This is a genomic window from Thermodesulfomicrobium sp. WS, from assembly GCF_027925145.1.
Lineage (GTDB): Bacteria > Desulfobacterota > Desulfovibrionia > Desulfovibrionales > Desulfomicrobiaceae > Thermodesulfomicrobium.
The window spans coordinates 489,549-509,833 of record NZ_AP027130.1 but is presented as its reverse complement, the minus strand read 5'-3'; the positions used below and the strand labels follow the sequence as shown (position 1 = coordinate 509,833).

Genomic DNA, 20,285 nt, shown 5'->3' with positions numbered 1-20,285 from the left:
GCGCATCTTCGCGGTCACGCGGGCGGAAGACACATCGCTCCGCCTTCCGCAGGCCCCTTCAGCTTGCCCGGGCACGTCGCTTTAGGGTAGGCAAGGTTCGTCATCAAGGAGGGAAACGATGCGCGCACGTCTTCTTGGCATGACCGCCGTCCTCATCGCGAGCATGCTTGCAGCCGGAATCGGGTCCACCCCCCAACTCACCCTGGCCGGCATGTTTGCGGCCCTGCTGATGGCCCTGGAAGCCGCGTGGGCCGAGGGCCGAGGGCACCGTGCCCTTGCCGCGGCGCTGGACGCTCTGGTCCGCGAGCACACCATGCCTCAAGGGCTGCGGATTTCCCCGCAACTGGCCAGCGCCTTGGGCCAGGTGGAAAACTGCTTGCGCATGGAGACCGGACTCCGCCAAGGGATCATCCAGGGCCTGCCCATGCCGTTCCTTCTGGTGGACCCCAAAGAACGGGCCGTAGCCACCAATGCCGCCACCATGGAGATGCTCGAAATCGATACTCCGCCCGAAGCCCAGCTGGGCCGAACGCTCGCGGAGATCTTCTACAACGACCCGAGCCGCTCCACCGCCGTGGGCAAGGCCATGGCCACCGGAGAAGTCTTCCGCAACCTGGAGGTCACCATCCGCGGCCATAAGGGCAGCGAACGCCATGTGCTGGCCAATGTCTATCCTCTTTACGACAGCGCCGGCCGCCTGCTCGGCGGCATGTGCATCTATCTCGATATGACCGAGGCCAAAAAGGCCTCGCAGCGTTTGCGTGAGCAGCACGCCGCCCTTGCCGAGCTCATCGCAGCCTCCACCGAGGTGGGCGCCACCCTGGCTTCGGCCGCCGAGGAGCTTTCCGCCCAGATCGAAGAGGCCTCGGCCGTGGCCCGCAGCCAACAGCAGCACAGCGAGGCCATGGCGACATCCACGCAGCAACTGGCGAGCTCGGCCCGGGCCATCGGCGCCAATACCCGAACGGCCCAAGACCTGGGGGCCGCCACCGAGCGCAAGGCTCGAGACTGTGCCGCGACCCTGAACGAAGCCCAACACGCCATGGACGGCGTCCTCGGCCAGGCAAACGCCTTGCGTCAGGGCATGCACGCCCTGGCGCAGCAGGCCATGACCATCGGCTCCATCATCCAAGTCATCGAAGACATCGCGGATCAAACCAATCTGCTGGCGCTCAACGCAGCCATCGAAGCCGCCCGCGCCGGAGACGCCGGCCGAGGCTTTGCCGTCGTGGCGGACGAGGTGCGCAAGCTGGCGGAAAAAACCGTCCAGGCCACCAACGATGTGCGCAGTTCCATCGCGGCGGTGCAGCACGGGGTGCTCGCCAACCAAAAAGCCACCGACGAAGCCGCCACCACCATTACCCAAGGCTCCGAGCTCGTGGCCCACAGCCAAACCATGCTCGCCGAATTGACCACTCAAGTCACCAATATCGCTGATTATCTGGGCGACATCGCCATGGCGGCCGCCCAGCAAGCCGAGGCCAGCGCGGGACTCGACACCATCGGCCGCAGCCTTGCGGATTCGGCGCAGCAAAGCACCACCGCCATGGAAGAATCCGCCAAGGCAGTCACCAGCCTTGCAGAGCTGGCGGCACGCATCCACTCCATCATCGCCCGCATGCACGAAATCTCCCGCACCGCCTAAAACGGACCAAATCGCTCCAACGCTTGCGTTGCTGAACAGGAAGAATACGGAACAATCATCCTGTTCCATTCAACGCAAGGAGGTAGCGATGCTTCGTCCCTTCGTCCTGATTCTGGTCCTGACATGGACCGCCTCTGCCTGGGGGGCGGAGGCTGACGAACAGGCACCAGGCCGCATCCTGGCCCGCCAGGCCACCAAAGAGGATCCCAAGGCCTGGATCACCGCGGACCACTCCCAACACCCCATCCTCAAACAGCCATTTACCAAACCCGAGGAGGTCACCCGCGCCTGCCTCTCCTGCCACAACCAGGCCGGGATCCAATTCCACAAGACGATCCACTGGACATGGGCCGATCCGGCCGATTCGCGCGGCATCACGGGCAAAGGCCGCCTGACCGTCAACAACTTCTGCATCGCCTTGGGTGCAAACGAGCCGCGATGCACCTCCTGCCACGCCGGTTACGGCTGGATGAACAAAAACTTCGATTTCTCCAATGTGGAGGCCATCGATTGTCTCGTCTGCCACGAACAGACCGGGACCTACGTCAAGTTCCCCACCAAAGGCGGCTACCCCGCCACCGAACCCACGCCCTTTGAGGGCAAGGAAATCCTGCCACCGGACTACACCAAAGTGGCCCAGTCTGTGGGAAAACCCAGCCGCCGCAATTGTGGCGCTTGCCACTTCTACGGCGGTGGCGGAGACGGCGTGAAGCACGGCGACCTCGATTCTTCCATGACCAATCCCAACAAGGCCCTTGACGTCCACATGGGCCTCGATGGCCAAAACTTTACCTGCAGCCGCTGTCATTCCACCCGCGCCCACCACATCGCGGGCCGGGTGTATGCCACCCCGGCCGTTACGGAGCGCAAAAGTCTGCTCGAGGATGACCTTGCCGCCAAGATCAGCTGCGAGTCCTGCCACGGACACACGCCGCACAAGGCCCATGCCAAGGCCAACGACCACACCGACAAAGTGGCCTGCCAAAGCTGCCACATCCCCACCTTTGCCCGGGCGCTTCCCACCAAAATGCATTGGGATTGGTCCCTGGCCGGCGACAAGGAGCGTCCCATCCACAAGGATGCATTCGGCAAGGATGACTACGATCCCAAAAAAGGGAGCTTCGTGTGGCGCAAAAACGTTCCCCCTTACTACGCTTGGTACAACGGTTCCATCAAAGGCACCACAGCCAAGGACCCCATCGACCCCACGAAGCCCGTCCGCCTGAGCTGGCCTGAAGGCAGCCCCAATGACCCGAAATCCCGCATCTTCCCCTTCAAAATCCACACCGGCCGGAGTCCGTATGACAAGGTCAACAAAACCATGGTCATCCCCAAACTCTTTGGCCCCAAAGGCTCCGGGGCGTATTGGGCGGACTTCGACTGGGGCAAGGCCATCGCTCTTGGCCAGGAGTACAACGGCCTCCCCTACAGCGGACAGTTCGATTTCGTGGATACCGAATACGTCTTCCCCATCACCCACATGGTCGCGCCCAAGGAGCAGGTGCTTGCATGCACCGAGTGCCATAGCGCCCAAGGCCGCCTCCGCCATATCCAGGGGGTGTACATGCCCGCCCGCGATCGGGTGCAGGCATTGGATACCGGCGGTTGGGCACTGGTGATCATCTCGGTGATCGGCGTCGCGCTCCACGGCCTTGGCCGTTTCATCGCTTCTCTCAAGCGCTAGGAGGATCCCATGGCGAAAACCAAAATCTACCTCTACACACGCTTCGAACGCTTCTGGCACTGGCTGCAGGCCATCATCATCTTCGTCCTGCTCCTGACCGGATTCGAAGTCCATGGAACCTACAGCCTGCTCGGCTTCCATACTGCGGTACGGATCCACAACGCCTTTGGATTTGGCTGGGTGGTGCTTTTTGCCTTCATCATCTTCTGGGTCTTCACCACCGGAGAGTGGAAGCAGTACATTCCTACCAGCAAAAAGCTCTGGGAAGTCGTGCGCTACTACACCTCCGGCATCTTCCAGGGAAAACCCCACCCTGTGCAGAAGACCAAAGAAGCCAAACACAACCCGTTGCAGCGGCTGACCTACCTGGCGCTCACCGCAGTGCTGCTCACCCTGCAGATGGGCACCGGCCTTCTCTACTATCTCTATAACGACTGGGCCGTGTGGGGACTCACCTTCCTCGGCTTGCGAACCATTGCCCTCATCCACCTGGCCTGCGCCTTCGGCATCCTCTCCTTTGTCATCATCCACATCTACATGACCACCACCGGCCACACCCTCACCAGCCACATCGCGGCCATGATCAGCGGCTGGGAAGAGGTGGACGAACACGAAGTCGCGGATTGGGAACGGGCCGCCCGACGCTAGGCATCCTTGACACCCCCAGGGCCATGGCTATCCGTGGCCCTGATTTTTTTTCTGGAGGACTCTATGGGCATTTCCCGACGGACATTTTTTCAGTGGCTGGGGGCGAGCGCCGCGCTCTCGATGCTTCCTGGGACCAGCGAGGCCGCAGCAGCCGGAGAAGAACTCGCCACCATGCTCGACCTCTCTCGATGCGTGGGATGCGGCTCCTGCGTGGAGGCCTGCCGGGAGGCCAACCAAGCCAAATATCCCCGCCCTACCCAACCCTTCCCCAAGATGTACCCCCAAGGCCGGGTGCAGGTGGCGGATTGGTCCGAACGGCGCCAGGTGGACGACCGGCTCACGCCGTACAATTGGCTTTTCATCCAAACCGCCACCGGAACCTATAACGATCAGCCCTTTGAAATCCACATCCCCCGCAGGTGCCTGCACTGTACCAATCCCCCTTGCGCCAATCTGTGCCCGTGGGGTGCGGCCTTCAAGCAGGCCAATGGCATTGTGCGCATCAATGACCAGATCTGCCTCGGCGGCGCCAAGTGCAAAGCGGTGTGCCCCTGGCATATTCCCGAGCGCCAAACCGGCGTGGGGCTCTATCTCGACATCCTTCCTGCCTACGCCGGCAACGGGGTCATGTACAAATGCGACCGCTGCTGGAACCGCATTGCCGAAGGCGCGCTCCCGGCCTGTATCGAAGCCTGTCCCTACGACGTGCAAACCATCGGTCCCCGACAGGCCATTGTGGAAAAAGCGCACCAACTGGCCGAGTCCATGCATGGATTCCTCTACGGCGAGCACGAAAACGGCGGCACCAATACCATCTATGTCTCTCCAGTGCCCTTTGATGTACTCAATGCCGCCATCGCCACCGGACCAGGACGGCCCCACCTGCAGTCCGTGCCCAACCCGTTCCATGAGGAAGAACGCCTGACACGCGCCATCCTTGCCGCCCCCCTCGCCGGGATTGCCGCAGGCGCCCTGCAGATCCTGCGCGCCACCAAGGAGGATTCTCATGAAGACAAGTAACCCAGGGACTGCGCCGCAAGCCGCCATGTCTACGCCGCCCGCGTGGCAGCGGCGCTTGGCAGCGGCCGTTGTCTTCGGTCTGCTGTTTACTGGGCTGGCCCAGATGCCCATTTTCAAACGCTACTACCTGGCGGACGTGCCGGGCTTTGCCTGGACTGCGGACTTTTACGCCACCCACCGCATGCACTACGCGCTCGCCGCACTGCTGCTCTTCTGGTTGAGCTACCGGGCTACCTTTGCCCTTGCGGCGTGGCGCCGCGGATGGCGGCCCCGCCGGGCCACCGTGCTCAAGGCCGCCCTCTGGCTCGGCATCGTGGCTACGGGACTCGCCCGGGTAGCCAAGAACACCCCGGGGTTCTTTTTCTCGCCGACGACCACGATGCTTCTGGACTGGCTCCACCTCGCCCTGCCCTTTGTCCTCGCGCCGGTGGCGCTGTTGGCTCGGCGAAACAGGAGATAAAAAAAATCCGCACCCTCGGAAAAGAGTGCGGATTTTTTTCCAAGGCTCCCGCGCCCGTTGGCAGGGAGCCCATTTTTTACCAGTTGGCGTCGGAGAAGGGGTCCGCAGCACCGCCGGAGAAACCGAAGTCCGAACCAGCCTCGGCCTGGGCCGGAGCACCCGCGGCCTCGCCGCCTGCAGCCGGAGCCGCGGCAGCCGCCGCGCCAGCCACGCCGGCCACGACCACACCGGTCTTCTTCACTTCTTCCACCTGCTTGAGGAGCTCTTCCAGCTTGGCGGTGAACTCAGCAACCCGCGCCTCGGTAGTGACGAACAGCTTCTCGGCCTCGCCCTTCTTCTCGCTTTCGTACTCCTTCACCTTGGCCTGCAGCTTGGCGATCTCGGCGTCCTTGGCAGCTACCGTGGACTGCAGATCCGCAATTTTCGCCTCCGCAGCAGCAATCTTGGCGGCAAAGCCTTCCAGCTTCTCGAACACCGCGTCCACTTCAGCCTTGGCGCGCACCGGCATGGGCGCCACCGACACCGACTGACCCAGCTCCACCATCTGTCCCTTGGACATCTTGGTGAGTTCCGGGTGCTGCTCATAAATCCACGCCTTGGCCAGAGCCGCGGCAAAGGGAGCGAACTCGGCAGCGAGCTCCCGCTGCACGAGGTAGCTCAGCATTTCATTCACCTGATCATTGGCCTCGCCTTTGATGTAGGCCACAAAGGTCTCCATGGGAAAAATCTTCCGGGCTTCCGACATGATGCGTCCTCCTCTTGATTAAATGACAAAGACTTTCTCGTCCTCGATGAGTTTTTCGCCAATGGGCAGACGGCCCACGTACCGCGCATAGATGAGCGCGGTGGTCCGGTACACCAAATGGCCCAGCTTGGACCACGGCAGATAGGCAATGAGCATGAAGATGCTCACCAGATGCAGGTAGTAGGTGAAGAAGGCAAGCGGGGCCACGGCGGCCAGACGGAACACCTCCGAGCCAATACCTGTCAGCGTCACCGCCCAGATCACCCCCAAGAGATACCAATCATAGTAGTTGGAGCGGCTCTTGCGACGCTCGAGATTGAGGCGACGGCGGGTAAGCAAGGTAAGACCGGTCAAAAGCAGCACTGCCCCCACATTGGCCAGGATCTTCACCGGGCTCCACAAAGGCATGGGGGTGTGCCCAATGGGCTCCAAGAAGTGCACGATCTTACCGCCCCAATGGGCCACGGCCACGATGGAGGTGACGATGAAGCAGGCCACAAAGCCGTAGAACAAGAGCAAATGGCCTTTGACCCGCTCCTCATCCGCAGGCTCGTCGATGCAATCTTTGAAGCGCGTATGCTGGAGCACCTCATACTTGATGGCATCGATGATGGCCTCTTTGATGGTGGGCTTTTTGTAGCCGATGACAAAGGTGTCCGTCACCGTGCTCTTGAACCCCTCGATAAGGTTGCGGACCCCCACGGCAAAGCAGATGAGCACAAAAAGGGCGGTGAGGCCGAAGATGGGATCGATGGTGAAATCGCCGGGGAAGAGGTTCCCGTACACGATCTTGCCTTCCTCCGTCACCGGGAAGAAGCTCCCCACCATGGCGGCGCGGATCATCCAGACGATGCCGAAGATGACCGCCGGGATGCCTGCCAGGATCGGCAGATGCTTGGGCGAGCTCATCCACTCCCCGATGATGGCCGGCGGCACCAGCTTGCGGTAGGTCATGTTGCGCAAGGCAGCGAGCAGGTCACCGGGTTTGGCCCCGCGAGGACACAGATCCGAACAGGTGCCGCAATTGTGGCACAGCCAGATGTCGATGTCGTTCAAGAGCTTGTCTTTGAGCCCCCACTGCGCCCAGATCATCTCTTTGCGCGGGTAGGGGTTATCCGCAGGAGACATGGGGCAGGCTACCGAGCACGTGGCGCACTGGTAGCACTTCTTGAGGTCCTCGCCTCCCACCTCCTGCAATTCCTTGACGAATTGCACATTGGGTTCGATGCGTACCGTTTTGGACATGCAAGCCTCCTAGTAGCCCTTGAACGGGTTGGGACCGAGCTTCATGATATCACTCACGAACTTATCAATCAGTTCGGGGACGATGGCGTAGTCGTCAATGGCCACCTGAAGCTGCTGCACGCGCTCGGTCTCGATGCCCAACTTGCCCAGGGTCTCACCGATGTTGGCCATGCGGCGGTTACACAACTCCGAACCCTTGACGAAGTGGCATTGGTAGTCCTCGCCGTACTTACAACCAAGAAGCAGGCAGCCGTCGGTGCCTTTGGACATGGCGTCCGCGATCCAGATGGTGTTCACGGAGCCAAGGCAGCGCACCGGGATGATGCGCACGTACGGGCTCCAGGATTTCCCCTGCAGGGCAGCGATATCCAGGGCCGGGTAGGCGTCGTTCTCGCAGGCCAGGATGAGGAAACGCGGGCCGCCGGTCTCGATGTCGTCCGGCACATCCACCTGTTTGATCATGGAGCCGATCTGATCGATGTTGTAGTTGTCAAAGGAGATGACGCGCTCGGGACATGCGCCCATGCAGGTGCCGCAGCGCCGACACCGGGAGGTATTGGGCATGGGATTGCCCTTTTCGTCCTCATCCAAGGCGCCGAAGGGACATTCCTCAGTGCAACGCTTACACTGGGTACAACGCAGCAGATTGAACTTGGGGAAGGACAGGTCGCCCGAACGCGGGTGCACCGCCATGCCGCGATTGGCGGACTCCAGGCACTGCACCGCCTTGAGGGCCGCACCGGCAGCATCGGTCTCGGTCAGGGCCAAGGTCATGGGCTGCCGCACCGCGCCGGCAGCATAGATGCCGGTGCGCCGCGTCTCGTACGGGAAGCAGATATAGTTGGAGTCGGCGTAGCCGCTGAAGAGCTGCAGATCCGGGAAGGCCGGCCCCTGGCGGTATTTGAGGTTGAGCACCGGCTCCAAGGCCGTGGTGGGCACCATGCCTGTGGGGACCACCACCAGATCGGCCTCGATCTCCACCTTGGCGCCCAAAAGGGTGTCCTCCAAGACCACCACCACATCGCCGTCGCCGCCATCACGCACTTCGCGCACGATGCCCTTGGTCATCATGATACCCGGATCATTCTGGGCGGCTTTGTAGTACAGCTCGTTCACCCCCGGCACCATCATGTGCTCGTAGACGATCATGGCGATGCTCTCGGGCAAAAACTCCCGCACATACCCGGCCTGCTTGAGGGCCGTGAGCGAGGTCAACTCCGAGGTAAAGGGCAAATGCTTGTAGGTGAGCTGCTTGACGAAGTTGGTCTTGGGCGCGTCACTTTCTTCTTTGCTTTCAGCCTTCTTGGCCGCCGCCTCTGCTTCGGCGCGCTCTTTTTCCGCAAACGGCGCCAGGGCCTCACCAAAGCCCAAGAGGAAAAGCACCTTTTGAGGCTTGGCGCCGTCGGACTTGCGCACAATGGCGCCCGCCTTGGCCATGGCCTCGAATTCCCAGGCCGTGACCACGTTCTTGAGGCGACCATACCCCAAGGGCTTGAGGTAGCTGGCATCCAGCGGCGTCCAGCCCGTGGCCAGCACCACTGCGCCGACTTCTTCGGTGCGCTCCGCGCCGTCCACGGCGATGGTGGCCGTGTACTGCCCCGGCGCACCGGCCAAGGACTTGAGCTGGGCACCAAGCAGTACCGTGATGTTCTCACTGGCCTGCACTGCCGCGATCTTCTTCTCCACCCCGGTGGGCTGTGCCTGCGTGTACGGGGGGGTCAGCGGGATGGTCTTATACATCTCCGCCGCCGCGCCGCCGAGGTGGTCCTTCTTTTCCACCAGGACCACTTCATAGCCCAACGAGGCCACATCCAGGGCCGCCGTCAGGCCGGCAAAGCCGCCGCCCACGACCAATACGCGGCGCACCGCTTCGATCTCGCCGCCTCCCGGCTGGGTCGCCTTCTGGAGCTTGACCACGCCCATGTTCACATAGTCGGTGGCCATCTTCTGCAAGAGTTCCGGAGTGGCGCCCGGAACCACGGGCTGGCCTTTGGGGTCCTGATAACACAAAACGCATTGCTCCCGCAGGTTCACCCGTTCCACGAGCACACCAGGGAAGCGATAGATGTCCCAATCCACACGCGGAGAAGAGCCACAAATGCACACGCCGTCCACGGTCCCGGCGTCGATATCGGCCTGAATCATGGCCCGCCCTTCGTCCGAGGCAAGCTGCGGGTGCGACTTCACCACAGGACAGGTGGCGCCCCACTTGGCACGCACGCCATCCATGAGGGCGGCGAGATCCAGGGCTCCCCCCAGCGAGGCTTCATCAAAATATACACCAATTTTTTCAGCCATGGTCTACCTCCCTCTCACCGTCTGGATCGCCTTCATGGCTGCAGCCGTGGCGGACTGGGCCGTCTTCATGACATCCAACGGCTGTTTGGCGCAGCCAGCCACGAAAATCCCTTGGTCCTCACCGTTCACAATGAACCCTTCCTCGTCCACCGTCACGTCCAGAGGCAGTTTCTGGGCGGCAAGGCTCGGCTGCATGCCCGTGGCCAAGACCACCAAATCAAAGCGCTCCACCGACTTGGCGCCGGTCACGGCATCTTCCACCGTCACCCAGACGTCATCCCCTGCCTTATCCTGGGCCACGGCCGCCACCTTGCCTTTGATGGCGTGGATCTTGGGATCCGCCAAGACTTTTTCGGCAAAGGACTCATAGCGGCCAGGGGTGCGCAGGTCGATGTAAAACACCGTGATATCCGCATCCGGATACTGCTCGCGGACGTACTGCGCCTGCTTGAGCGATGCCATGCAGCAGATGTACGAGCAGAACGACAGATGATTTTCATCCCGGGAGCCTGCGCACTGCACGAACGCGACCTTCTTCGGCGCACGCCCATCCGAGGGACGCAGAATCTTGCCCTGGGTCGGCCCGTAGGGGGACGCCAGACGCTCCATCTGCATGTTGGAAATGCAGTTCTTCACCGTTCCGGCACCGAGATTGGTGAGACGGGTGACATCATAGGGCTGCCAACCTGTGGCCACCACAATGGCGCCCACCTGGAGCGGGATGAGGCGCTCCTCTTCCGTCAAGTTGACATGCGGACACGCCGACAACGCGCTCTTGTCCGCATCCGTCAGACACGCCTTGTCCACCACGTACCGCTGCGGGAACGCAAAGGGTACGTCCAGATACAGGCCCTTGCGGCGGGCCAGGCCGAATTCAAATTCACTCACGACCTCGCCGGACAGCCCCTTGGCCACGGCGCTCAAGTCCACACTATTGGGGGCCGTGTGGCGCGGGCGCACCCGTACCGTAGCCGTATAGTTGCCTTTGGAGCCTTCTACCTTGACCACTTCAGCCAACGTGAAAAATTTGACCAGCGGATTGTTTTTGATGCGCTGGTACTGGATCTCCAGACCACAGGATGGCGGACAAAGCTTGGGAAAGTACTTATTGAGTTGCATGACCCGTCCGCCCAAGTACGGAGACTTTTCCACGAGATAGACTTCGTGGCCCAGCTCCGCGGCTTCCAGGGCGGCGGTCATCCCCGCGAACCCGCCACCGATGACAAGTATGCTGGTATTCGCCATTACATTCCTCCCAGGACAACGTTGAAGGCCATAAAATGAATAGAATGGCCCAAGCATGATCTATAACAACCTTCACGATCCGTTACAGATCATACAGAGACCATTCTATTGCCGCGAAAGAAAAGGCTGCGGGGCGAGCCCCGCAGCCTTTCGTGGCCCATGAACTAGTCAGGGATGATCTGGTAGTAGTGTCTCTTGAAGACAGTGGTCTCACCGGTCTTCGGATCGTACTTGGAGTTGACGAAGCACTTCCACTTGGAGTCATCGATGCCCATGAAGTCGGCACGATAGTAGAAGCCGGGGTAACGGCTTTCCTGACGGAAGCGGATGTGCTGCATGTGCAGGCGCACGGTCCACAGACGGTGGTACTGTTCCCAGCAGCGCAAAAGCTCGTGCAGGTCGCGAGCAGCCAGCTTCTTGGAATCTTCCTCGAGCATGTCGAGCAGGGCGAAACCGGTGTCGAGCAGCTTCTCGGAGGTGGTGTACAGAGTGGCCACGCCGCCGCCGTATTCATCGGTGGCCTTGATGAGGCGCATCATGAAGTTGTGCGGGGTAATGTAGTTGGGGTTGACCACCGGATCCGTGGAAGCACCCTTGTACTGCTCGTAGGTGTACCAGGGCTGATAGATCTCTTTCTTCAGGGCTTCGGCATCGAGCTGCAGGGTGGGCTTGAAGTCCTTGTGGTCCACGCACCAGCGCACCATCTGCTTGCCCACGATACGGCCCTCGGCGTGCGAACCCGAGGAGAACTTGTGACCAGAAGCGCCCACGCCGTCAGCGCAGGTGAACAGGCCGTTGACCGTGGTCATACGGTTGTACACCTTGCCGTTGTCCGCACGGACCTTGTACTCTTCCGGCACCCATTCCTCGTCCGGACCCGACACCCAGATGCCGCAGCAGCCGGAGTGGGAACCCAGCAGATAGGGCTCGGTGGGCATGATCTCGGAGCCGCGCTCCTCGGGCTTGATGTTCATACAAGCCCACAGGTTGGCCTGGCCCACGCACATGTCGAGGAAGTCTTCCCACGCTTCGGACTCCAGGTGCTTCTGCTCCTTGGGAGTCAGCTCTTTGAAGGTGGTCTGCAGGGCAGTGGCGGTGTCCATGTAGATGGGACCACGGCCTTCACGCATCTCGCGCAGCATCATGTGGTTGCGCAGACAGGTGGGGATGACCTGACCCTTGGCGTAGCCGCGATCCTCGTAGGGCTTGAGCATGGCGCGGTTGGTGACGCAGTAGTCCTCGCCCTTGGCGTTGGTGGCCTTGGCCTTGAAGAGCAAGAACCAGGCACCCACCGGACCGTAACCGTCCTTGAAGCGAGCCGGGACGAAACGGTTTTCCATCATGGTCATCTCAGCGCCCACCTGCGCACACATGGTGTAGGTGGAGCCAGCGTTCCACACCGGGTACCAGGCGCGGCCCATACCTTCACCCGTGGAGCGGGGACGGTACACGTTCACCGCACCGCCGCAGGCGCAGCAGATGGCGTTGGCCTTGATGACATACACTTTGTTCTCGCGCACCGAGAAGCCCACGGCGCCAGCGATGCGGTTCTCCACCTTGGCGTCCAAGAGCAGCTTCACGATGAAGACACGCTCCATGTAGCGATCTTCGCCCAGGGCCTTCTTGGCGGCCTCGGCCACGATGCACTTGTAGGACTCACCGTTGATCATGATCTGCCAACGGCCGGAGCGCACCGGCTCGTCGCCCTTGCGCAGCGAAAAGCCCTGTTTCTTGGCCTCGGCGCCGTCCAGGTTCTTGCCGTCCTTCTTGATCCAGCAGGGCAGGCCCCACTCTTCGAACAGATGGACGGAATCATCCACGTGGCGGCCCAGGTCGAAGATCAGGTCTTCACGCACCAGGCCCATGAGGTCGGTACGCACCATGCGCACGTAGTCATCGGGCTCGTTCTTGCCGAGGTAGGTATTGATGGCGGACAGACCCTGGGCCACCGCGCCGGAACGCTCCAGGGCAGCCTTATCCACCAAAAGCACACGCACACCGTGCTTGTCCGCCCAGCGGCAGGCCTCGTAAGCCACGCCGCAAGCGCCCATACCACCGCCCACGATAAGGGCATCGGTTTCCAGTTCCACGAGCTCCGGCTCGGCCAGGGGCAAACCTTTTACAGGATCTTTCACAGGAATCTGAGGCATATGTTCCTCCTGAATATCGTACGTTGGTCAATAGGCCCAAACTTAGGCAACGGCAGACTTGAAGACCTGCTTCAGATCGGCCTCGGCCACCTCGAACTTCTTGCCCAGAACAGCCTGGGGCTTCTTCAGCGCGGTCTCGGTGAACAGCAACTCGTCATCCAGGTTGCCGGGCTCAGGCTTGCCAGCGTAGGGATCAATGGAGCCTTCAGGAGTCGTACGGATGGGGAACTTGAAGCGCTTGACCTCGCCCGAACGGAACTGCACCGTCCACATGATGTCTTCGGCGCTCCGCAGCGGGATCGAGGTGCCGCCCATGGGCGCGAAGTCCGCGTACGGACGAGCCGTAATGGCGCCCTGAGGACAAATCTTCACGCAGGAGTAGCACTCCCAGCAGGCGGAAGGCTCCTGGTTGTAGGCACGCATTTCCACCGGATCCAAGATCATCAGATCGTTGGGGCAGATGTACATGCAAGCCGTCTTTTCACCGCCCTTGCACCCATCACACTTTGCCGGATCAACAAAGGTTGGCATAATTCCTCCAGTCACTAGATTTGTTTGGAAAAAAGACCCAAACCACACAGGCAGGCGCGTTGCGCTTGTGAATCTTTTACCAACGTTTCCCGCCCGCTGTCAAGGTATTGCGAATTGACGGGGCTCGGGACACCGCCCCGAGCCCAAAAACCCACACGGCTTATTTCATGACGCTGCCGTCGGCAGCACGCTGCATCTTGATCTCCACCTTCTCGGTGAGGCCTTCGTAGTATTCGCGCAGGATGGCCAGGACTTCGTCGCGGCCGAAGTGATCCGGAACCGGAGCGCCTTCGGACAGGGCCTTGCGCAGCTTGGTGCCCGACAGGATGACGCGGTCTTCCTTGGTGTGCGGGCAGGTGCGCAGGGAGGCCATGCCGTCGCACTTGTAGCAGTAGAAGGTCCAGTCGATCTTCATGGGCTGGGTGATGAGGTCCTTGCCCGGGCCGAGGTTCTTGGGAATGCGGTCGAAGATCTCCTGGGCCTCGAACATGCCGTAGAAGTCGCCCACGCCGGCATGGTCACGGCCGATGAGCATGTCGCTCACGCCGTAGTTCTGGCGGAAGGTGGCATGGAGCAGGGCTTCGCGGGGACCGGCGTAGCGCATATCCAGCGGATAGCCGCCCTGCACCACATTGGCCTTCACGAAGTACTTGTCGATGAGGGTGTCGATGCACTTGATGCGCACTTCCGCCGGAATGTCACCAGGCTTGAGGTTGCCCACCAAGGAGTGGATGAACACGCCGTCGCACACTTCCACGGCGATCTTGGCCAGGTACTCGTGGGAGCGGTGCATGGGGTTGCGCAGCTGCAGGGCGGCCACACGGCTCCATCCGCGCTCTTCGAAGATGGCGCGGGACTCGGCCGGGGTCATGTAGCAGCCGGGGAAACGCTCGCGATAGTCGCCCTCGGAGAGGACCTTCACCGGGCCAGCCACGTTGTACTTCTTCTGGGCCATGACCATCTGCACGCCAGGATGATCGTCCAGCGCCACGGACCAGAACTTGTCGTCCGCGGAATCCGGACCCTGGCCCTTGTAGACCTTCTCGCATTCCCACTTCTTGTCGGCCTCGGTCATTTCGTACACTTCGGTCACCTTCATGGTGGCCATGTACACGCCCTTCTTGGGATCGAACAGGGCGATCTCCTCGCCGACCTTCACCTCTTCGTCGGTGTCCAGGGTCACAGGCACCGGCCAGAAGGTGCCGTCCGCCAGGGTGAAGTTCTCACACACCGACTTCCAGTCCGCGCGGGTCATGAACCCATTCAGGGGGCTGAAGCCGCCAATACCCATCATGATGAGGTCGCCCTTGACGCGAGGGCTGATCTCGATCTTCTTGAGGGTCTTGGCCTTTTCCAACTCGGCCTGAAGCTCGGCGCCCTGAAGCAGGCAGCACACCAATCCCTTTCCACCATGGGGGGGTACGAGAGCCATAACGCGATTACCTCCTCGGATAATTTGTTTCGATTTTCACAAAATACTGCTGGGCGAGACCTTTGCTCCCAGAGGCGGGGGATGTCAACCCTTTTGTGATTTTTTTATCAACCTCCTCAAAACACCGAGCATTGACCCCAGACGCGCTCCCGGCCTACACGTCCCTCCCAGGAGGTCGTATGCCCAACCGTATCGATCTGGCCCAATTTGCGCAGATCAAGGAACGCTTACGCAGCATTCTCCACGCCATGAGCGAGGTCATCGTCTCCCTCTCCCCGCAGGGAGAACTCCGGTACGTCACTCCTGCGGTGGAAGCGCTTTTCGGCATCCCCATGCGCGATGTCACCTCCATCGAGAATCTGTTCGCCCTCGTCCACCCGGAGGATCGGGAGGCCGTACGGCACTACTATGCCGCTGTCATGGACAACGAATTCGATGAGATGGAGTACCGCATCGTCACCCCCGCAGGCCAAACCAAATGGGTGCACGACGAGGGGCATACTGCGTATTGTCCAGACCAGATGGGGCAGCGCATCGACCACGTCCTGCGGGATGTCACGGCCCGACGCCAAGCCATGGACGCGCTCGCCAGCAGCGAAGCGCGCTACCGCGACTTCTTCCACTCCACCCATGACATGGCCTACTCGGTGCGTCCAGATGGGGTTTTTCTCGACATCAACGAAGCCGGGGCCCACATGCTGGGATTCTGCAGCCGCGACGAGGCCCTGGGCGCCAACATCCGAGACTTTTACGAAGACCCCGCCGAACGGGAGCGCATCCTTGCGGAAATCCAGGCGCACGGGGCCGTGCATGGCCGCCATGTGCGCATGAAGACCCGCGACGGCCGCATCATCGAAGTCGACCTCACCGCCCGCGCCAAACGCAACCCGCAGGGGGTCATCGTCAGCTACGAAGGCATTATAACCAATATTACCGAGCTATTGGAAAACCAGCGCAACCAAGTCCTTCGCCAGGCAGCGGGCAGTGTGTGCCACTACCTCAACACCCACCTCATGCAGATCCTCGCGGCCAAAGACGGCATCCTCGAAGAGATCGAATCCTCAGCCGATCCGGCCGCACTGCGTCAGGCCATCCGCGCGTATTGCCAAGATTTAGAAGCAGCCTGCGCCAAGATCACCGCCGTCACCCGGGCGTTCAACTCCGCCTTTTTGACCTACAAGGAAGAACCCTACCTGGACCATGCCATCATCGCCATTTTCGACTCCCTCAAGTCCGAGACAGCATGTCCGCCACCCAAATCCTCAGCCTAGCGCTCTTTGCCCTCCCGAGCCTCGCCTCCGCGGGGCACGCCCTCCTGACCAAGCGCGACTCCCGCTCTGCCCTGGGCTGGATCGCCGTATGCATCACCTTTCCCCTTGCCGGCCCACTGCTCTACCTGCTCTTTGGCATCAACCGCATCCGCCGCAGCGCCCAGCGCATGCGTCAGGCGCACGCCCACGGCCTCTCTCCCTATCCGTCCCATGCCGATGGTGCCGGCCTTCCTGACTCCGCGCTCCATCCCCGCCGCTTACGCCTGGCCCGTATCGGCTCCTCGCTCCTCGACACGCCGCTGGCCGGCGGCAATTGCGTCCACATCCTGCACGACGGCGACGAGGCCTATCCCGCCATGCTCGCAGCCATCGATCAGGCCGAACGCTGCGTGTACCTTGCCTCCTATATTTTTGCTGCGGACACCGTTGGGCACCGCTTTGCCCAGTCGCTCCTCGACGCCCAGCGCCGCGGGGTTGACGTGCGGGTCATTGTGGACGGTGTCGGAGAACTCTATGGCTGGCCGTCCATCCTCCCGATCTTGCGACGCCATGGGGTCCCGGCGACTGGCTTCCTCCCGCCGCGGATCCTGCCGCCGGAAATCCACCTCAACCTGCGCAATCACCGCAAAATCCTTTTCGTGGACGGGCATACCGCCTTCACCGGCGGCATGAACATCAGCGAGCGCAACGTGCGCCGTAACGGGCATCTCGCCATCACCGACATCCACTTCCGCATCCAAGGACCAGCGGCACGCCAATTGGGACACGCCTTTGTCCAGGACTGGTTCCTCGCCACCCAGGAACATCTCCCCCTCCCCCCAGCCACCGCCGACATGGTGGGAGACAGCGTCTGCCGGGCAGTGGCATCCGGTCCGGACCAAACCATGGACGTCCTCCTCGAGCTCTGGGCCGGCCTGATCTGTGCGGCGCGCAAACATATCCGCATCATGACCCCATATTTCCTGCCGCCGCGAGAAATCTTCGGGGCTCTGCACGCCGCCCGCTTACGCGGCGTCGATGTGGAGGTCTTTCTCCCTGCCCATTGCAACATCCCTTTCGTCGCCTGGGCAACGAGCCATGTCCTGGAGGGGCTCCTCAGGCGCGGGGTCCAATGCTACCACGTCCCGGATCCTTTCTGCCATGCCAAGCTCTTTCTCGTGGACGACGACTACGCCCATGTGGGCTCCGCCAACTGGGATTGCCGCAGCCTGGCGCTCAACTTCGAGTTGGGACTGGAAATCTTCGACCCCGAAATCTGCGCCCGCCTCCACCGCCAGCTCGATACTGTGCGCCGCGGCAGTCAGCGGGTCACGGCCGAAGACCTCCGATCCCGTCCCCTGCCGATACGCATGCGCGACGCCTTCTTTTGGCTTTTCGGCCCCTACCTCTAAACATCTACCTCCATTTCCGCTGGTTGACACTTCCGGCCAAAAGCTTCTAGGAGAACCCATCATTTTGGAAGGACTCTCCCCAAAGAGGCTCGTATGGCACCTTCGATTCCCTGCCCGCAATGCGGCCATGTCCAAGAGTTCACACCTCATCCGGACAACAACGCGGAACGCACTATGATTTGCGGCCGCTGCCAGGCGCAGTTCCAGCCCACCGAAGATATGGCGTGCGCCCAATGGGACCAATACTGCCAAGAAACTCCGCTGCCTGCTGAGGTCTAATTGGGATATGGTTCTCGTTGTCACGAAATGTCGAGAATGTCCTTTTTATCGTCAGGAAGGAAGTGAGCGCATGTGCGTCATTGCCACGCCGCCCATGCGCCCTATCCTCACCGAAGAAACCGACCGACCTTCATGGTGCAAATTGCGCAAAGAACAAATTATCGTGCGGGATTTTCGCGACTGACCCCAACCATAAACCCATTGCCGCGCAAGAAAGCGACGCTGGCATTTTGCATCATTGACAAAAAAAATCCTTCCCTCTAGGGAAGTTGTGAGTACGTCCTTTTCCAAAAGGAACCATCCGCAACATATCAAGGAGGATCGCTATGGCAACAGTGGAATTCAAAGGCAAAACATTTGAAATCGACGAGGACGGGTTCCTGCTCAAGTTCGAGGACTGGTGTCCGGAGTGGGTGGAGTACGTGAAGGAGAGCGAAGGCATTTCTGAGCTCACCCCGGCCCATCAGGAAATCATCGACTTCCTGCAGGATTACTACAAGAAGAATGGCATTGCCCCGATGGTGCGGATCCTGTCCAAGTCCACGGGCTACAAGCTGAAACAGATCTACGAGCTGTTCCCCTCTGGCCCGGGCAAAGGCGCCTGCAAAATGGCTGGCCTGCCCAAGCCCACTGGCTGCGTATAAGCGCTCTTGCTTGACGCTCCGCAAACGCCCTGGGCCTCCCCCCAGGGCGTTTGTTTTTGGGGCGTCTTCACGCACCCCTCGCCTCCGCGGTACGACCGTAGAGCTGCGCGAGTTCGCGCATGCGGGAGGCCAAACGCGGCGAGCACGCATCGGCCGGAGCGCACCACGCCCAATTGCCGTACGCCACTCCTGGGGTATTGAAACGCGCCGCACTCCCCAGGCCGAGATAGTCCTGCAAAGGCACCACCGCCCAACGTGCCCGACTCAGTAAGGCAAGGCGAATAAGGGCATCGGCCACCGTCTCCGCCTGCACCGGCCGACCCCAATAGGCCTCCACATGGGCCCGCACCTCTGGCCCGGCCTCGTGCTCCCACCATCCGCGCACGGTATTGTTGTCATGCGTCCCGGTATAGGCCACGGCCTGCTCGGGGATCTGGTGCGGCAGATACGGATTCTCCGCTCCGCCGCCAAATGCGAACTGGAGCACGCGCATCCCCGGAAGCCCGAGACTCTCCATGAGCGCGCGCACGTCTTCCGTGATCACGCCCAAGTCCTCGGCCACGAGCCAGAGGTCCGGCACCTGCGCCCGCACGGCATCAAAGAGCGGTCTTCCTGGCCCCGGCACCCAGACCCCATTTTCCGCCGTGGGCTCGCAGGCCGGCACCTGCCAGTAGGCGCAAAAGCCCCGAAAGTGATCCAAGCGGATGGCATGCAACCGCCGGCGTTCATGCGCCAAACGCTGCACCCACCACGCGTAGCCCGTGCGCGCAAGGTGCTCCCAGTCGTAGACGGGGTTTCCCCACATCTGACCCGTGGCGCTGAAGTAATCCGGAGGCGCCCCCGCACTGAAAATGGGCCTCCCTTCGCGGTCGAGTTGGAAGATCTCCCTATGCGCCCAGACGTCACAGCTATCCAGGCTCACATAAATGGGGACGTCTCCCAGCACCACGATCCCCAGGCGTGCGGCGTACTCCAACACCTGGCGCCATTGCCGCGCGGCCAGGTACTGCACAAAGCGCTCCCGCTGGATCCAAAATCCCAGGCGTTGACGGGCAGCCTCCACGGCCTGGGGATGACGCAGACGAAGCGGTGCGTCCCATTGGTACCAGGGGGCGCCTTGCGTCTGACGCTTGAGAGCGGCAAACACCGCCCAGTCTTCCAGCCACGCGGCATGCTCCTGGCAAAAGGCAAGAAAATCCCTATCCTCGGAAAGCTTCGGCCAGGCGGCATCGTAAGCGGCGTCGAGCAAGGCCGTGCGCCAGGCCGCCTGCGCCGCGAAATCCACCCGCCCCTCTACGAGGACGGGTGGGGTACGCACATCCTGCGGCGAAAGCAGGCCATCGCGCACCAAAAGGTGGGGAGAAATCAAGAGCGGATTCCAGGCAAAGGCCGAATAGCCGCTATAGGGCGAATTGCCGGCCCCGGTGTTGGTAGGGGCAAGGGGGAGGATCTGCCATATCCCCTGCCCTGCCTCGGCCAGAAAATCGAGAAATGTCCGCGTACCTGGGCCGAAGTCTCCCATACCGCCCGGCCCAGGCAGGGCCGTCACATGCGCCAGGACCCCTGCTCGGCGACGCCCATCCATCATACCCCCGCC

At 61.5% G+C, this 20,285-nt stretch carries 17 protein-coding genes; 9 read left to right on the top strand and 8 right to left on the bottom strand.

Annotated features, from left to right (window positions below; genetic code table 11):
• Positions 1–118: 118 nt before the first annotated feature.
• The 5 genes from QMF81_RS02510 (at position 119) to QMF81_RS02490 (ending at position 5,457) form a co-directional block, all read left to right on the top strand.
• A complete protein-coding gene (locus tag QMF81_RS02510) occupies positions 119–1,645 on the top strand; it encodes a methyl-accepting chemotaxis protein (protein ID WP_281751718.1) in 1,527 nt (508 codons plus the stop codon).
• Positions 1,646–1,733: 88 nt separating this feature from the next.
• Positions 1,734–3,329 carry a tetrathionate reductase family octaheme c-type cytochrome gene (locus QMF81_RS02505; protein ID WP_281751716.1) on the top strand — a complete coding sequence of 532 codons (1,596 nt, stop codon included), beginning with the start codon at positions 1,734–1,736 and terminating at the stop codon, positions 3,327–3,329.
• A 9-nt stretch (positions 3,330–3,338) separates the two neighbouring features.
• A complete protein-coding gene (locus tag QMF81_RS02500) occupies positions 3,339–3,977 on the top strand; it encodes a cytochrome b/b6 domain-containing protein (protein WP_281751715.1) in 639 nt (212 codons plus the stop codon).
• Positions 3,978–4,040: 63 nt separating this feature from the next.
• Positions 4,041–4,997, top strand: a complete 957-nt coding sequence (locus tag QMF81_RS02495) for a 4Fe-4S dicluster domain-containing protein (protein ID WP_281751713.1) — start codon at positions 4,041–4,043, stop codon at positions 4,995–4,997.
• Positions 4,984–5,457, top strand: a complete 474-nt coding sequence (locus tag QMF81_RS02490; protein WP_281751711.1) for a FeS-binding protein — start codon at positions 4,984–4,986, stop codon at positions 5,455–5,457. Before QMF81_RS02495 ends, QMF81_RS02490 begins: the two co-directional genes overlap by 14 nt.
• Positions 5,458–5,533: 76 nt before the next feature.
• Here the strand turns inward: QMF81_RS02490 and QMF81_RS02485 are convergent, their stop codons facing one another.
• The 7 genes from QMF81_RS02485 to sat form a co-directional block, all read right to left on the bottom strand.
• A complete protein-coding gene (locus QMF81_RS02485; protein ID WP_281751709.1) occupies positions 5,534–6,202 on the bottom strand; it encodes a hypothetical protein in 669 nt (222 codons plus the stop codon).
• An 18-nt stretch (positions 6,203–6,220) separates the two neighbouring features.
• Complete coding sequence (qmoC, locus tag QMF81_RS02480) at positions 6,221–7,447, bottom strand: quinone-interacting membrane-bound oxidoreductase complex subunit QmoC (protein WP_281751707.1); 1,227 nt, start codon at positions 7,445–7,447, stop codon at positions 6,221–6,223.
• Between the two features lie 9 nt (positions 7,448–7,456).
• A complete protein-coding gene (locus QMF81_RS02475) occupies positions 7,457–9,745 on the bottom strand; it encodes an FAD-dependent oxidoreductase (protein WP_281751706.1) in 2,289 nt (762 codons plus the stop codon).
• Positions 9,746–9,748: 3 nt separating this feature from the next.
• On the bottom strand, positions 9,749–10,990 hold the full coding sequence (locus tag QMF81_RS02470; protein ID WP_281751704.1) for an FAD-dependent oxidoreductase: 1,242 nt from the start codon (positions 10,988–10,990) through the stop codon (positions 9,749–9,751).
• A 164-nt stretch (positions 10,991–11,154) separates the two neighbouring features.
• On the bottom strand, positions 11,155–13,140 hold the full coding sequence (gene aprA / locus QMF81_RS02465; protein ID WP_281751702.1) for an adenylyl-sulfate reductase subunit alpha: 1,986 nt from the start codon (positions 13,138–13,140) through the stop codon (positions 11,155–11,157).
• Between the two features lie 42 nt (positions 13,141–13,182).
• Entirely contained in the window at positions 13,183–13,671 is a 489-nt protein-coding gene (gene aprB / locus QMF81_RS02460; RefSeq protein ID WP_281751700.1) for an adenylyl-sulfate reductase subunit beta, read from the bottom strand.
• Positions 13,672–13,831: 160 nt separating this feature from the next.
• A complete protein-coding gene (gene sat / locus QMF81_RS02455; protein ID WP_281751699.1) occupies positions 13,832–15,103 on the bottom strand; it encodes a sulfate adenylyltransferase in 1,272 nt (423 codons plus the stop codon).
• Positions 15,104–15,282: 179 nt separating this feature from the next.
• On the opposite strand from sat, the gene QMF81_RS02450 reads away from it, so the two are divergent.
• The 4 genes from QMF81_RS02450 to QMF81_RS02435 all read left to right on the top strand — a co-directional run bounded on the left by QMF81_RS02450 (position 15,283) and on the right by QMF81_RS02435 (position 18,688).
• The gene (locus QMF81_RS02450; protein ID WP_281751697.1) at positions 15,283–16,374 is read left to right on the top strand and encodes a PAS domain-containing protein; all 1,092 of its coding nucleotides are present in this window, start codon (positions 15,283–15,285) and stop codon (positions 16,372–16,374) included.
• Positions 16,347–17,765 (top strand): phospholipase D-like domain-containing protein, encoded by a 1,419-nt coding sequence (locus QMF81_RS02445; RefSeq protein ID WP_281751695.1) that lies wholly within the window; start codon positions 16,347–16,349, stop codon positions 17,763–17,765. The genes QMF81_RS02450 and QMF81_RS02445 overlap by 28 nt, the downstream gene beginning before the upstream one ends.
• 93 nt (positions 17,766–17,858) lie before the next feature.
• Entirely contained in the window at positions 17,859–18,044 is a 186-nt protein-coding gene (locus QMF81_RS02440) for a hypothetical protein (RefSeq protein WP_281751693.1), read from the top strand.
• 326 nt (positions 18,045–18,370) lie between these two features.
• A complete protein-coding gene (locus tag QMF81_RS02435) occupies positions 18,371–18,688 on the top strand; it encodes a TusE/DsrC/DsvC family sulfur relay protein (RefSeq protein ID WP_281751691.1) in 318 nt (105 codons plus the stop codon).
• A 67-nt stretch (positions 18,689–18,755) separates the two neighbouring features.
• Here QMF81_RS02435 and malQ read toward each other — a convergent pair whose 3' ends face one another.
• Complete coding sequence (malQ, locus tag QMF81_RS02430) at positions 18,756–20,276, bottom strand: 4-alpha-glucanotransferase (RefSeq protein ID WP_281751688.1); 1,521 nt, start codon at positions 20,274–20,276, stop codon at positions 18,756–18,758.
• Positions 20,277–20,285 lie beyond the last annotated feature (9 nt).

Coding starts and splice junctions, on each gene's coding strand:
- QMF81_RS02510 (WP_281751718.1), top strand. CDS start 119: ATGCGCGCACGTCTTCTTGGCATGACCGCCGTCCTCATCGCGAGCATG.
- aprB (WP_281751700.1), bottom strand. CDS start 13,671: ATGCCAACCTTTGTTGATCCGGCAAAGTGTGATGGGTGCAAGGGCGGT.
- aprA (WP_281751702.1), bottom strand. CDS start 13,140: ATGCCTCAGATTCCTGTGAAAGATCCTGTAAAAGGTTTGCCCCTGGCC.
- QMF81_RS02435 (WP_281751691.1), top strand. CDS start 18,371: ATGGCAACAGTGGAATTCAAAGGCAAAACATTTGAAATCGACGAGGAC.
- QMF81_RS02490 (WP_281751711.1), top strand. CDS start 4,984: ATGAAGACAAGTAACCCAGGGACTGCGCCGCAAGCCGCCATGTCTACG.
- qmoC (WP_281751707.1), bottom strand. CDS start 7,447: ATGTCCAAAACGGTACGCATCGAACCCAATGTGCAATTCGTCAAGGAA.
- QMF81_RS02495 (WP_281751713.1), top strand. CDS start 4,041: ATGGGCATTTCCCGACGGACATTTTTTCAGTGGCTGGGGGCGAGCGCC.
- sat (WP_281751699.1), bottom strand. CDS start 15,103: ATGGCTCTCGTACCCCCCCATGGTGGAAAGGGATTGGTGTGCTGCCTG.
- QMF81_RS02500 (WP_281751715.1), top strand. CDS start 3,339: ATGGCGAAAACCAAAATCTACCTCTACACACGCTTCGAACGCTTCTGG.
- QMF81_RS02450 (WP_281751697.1), top strand. CDS start 15,283: ATGCCCAACCGTATCGATCTGGCCCAATTTGCGCAGATCAAGGAACGC.
- QMF81_RS02475 (WP_281751706.1), bottom strand. CDS start 9,745: ATGGCTGAAAAAATTGGTGTATATTTTGATGAAGCCTCGCTGGGGGGA.
- QMF81_RS02485 (WP_281751709.1), bottom strand. CDS start 6,202: ATGTCGGAAGCCCGGAAGATTTTTCCCATGGAGACCTTTGTGGCCTAC.
- malQ (WP_281751688.1), bottom strand. CDS start 20,276: ATGATGGATGGGCGTCGCCGAGCAGGGGTCCTGGCGCATGTGACGGCC.
- QMF81_RS02440 (WP_281751693.1), top strand. CDS start 17,859: ATGGCACCTTCGATTCCCTGCCCGCAATGCGGCCATGTCCAAGAGTTC.
- QMF81_RS02445 (WP_281751695.1), top strand. CDS start 16,347: ATGTCCGCCACCCAAATCCTCAGCCTAGCGCTCTTTGCCCTCCCGAGC.
- QMF81_RS02470 (WP_281751704.1), bottom strand. CDS start 10,990: ATGGCGAATACCAGCATACTTGTCATCGGTGGCGGGTTCGCGGGGATG.
- QMF81_RS02505 (WP_281751716.1), top strand. CDS start 1,734: ATGCTTCGTCCCTTCGTCCTGATTCTGGTCCTGACATGGACCGCCTCT.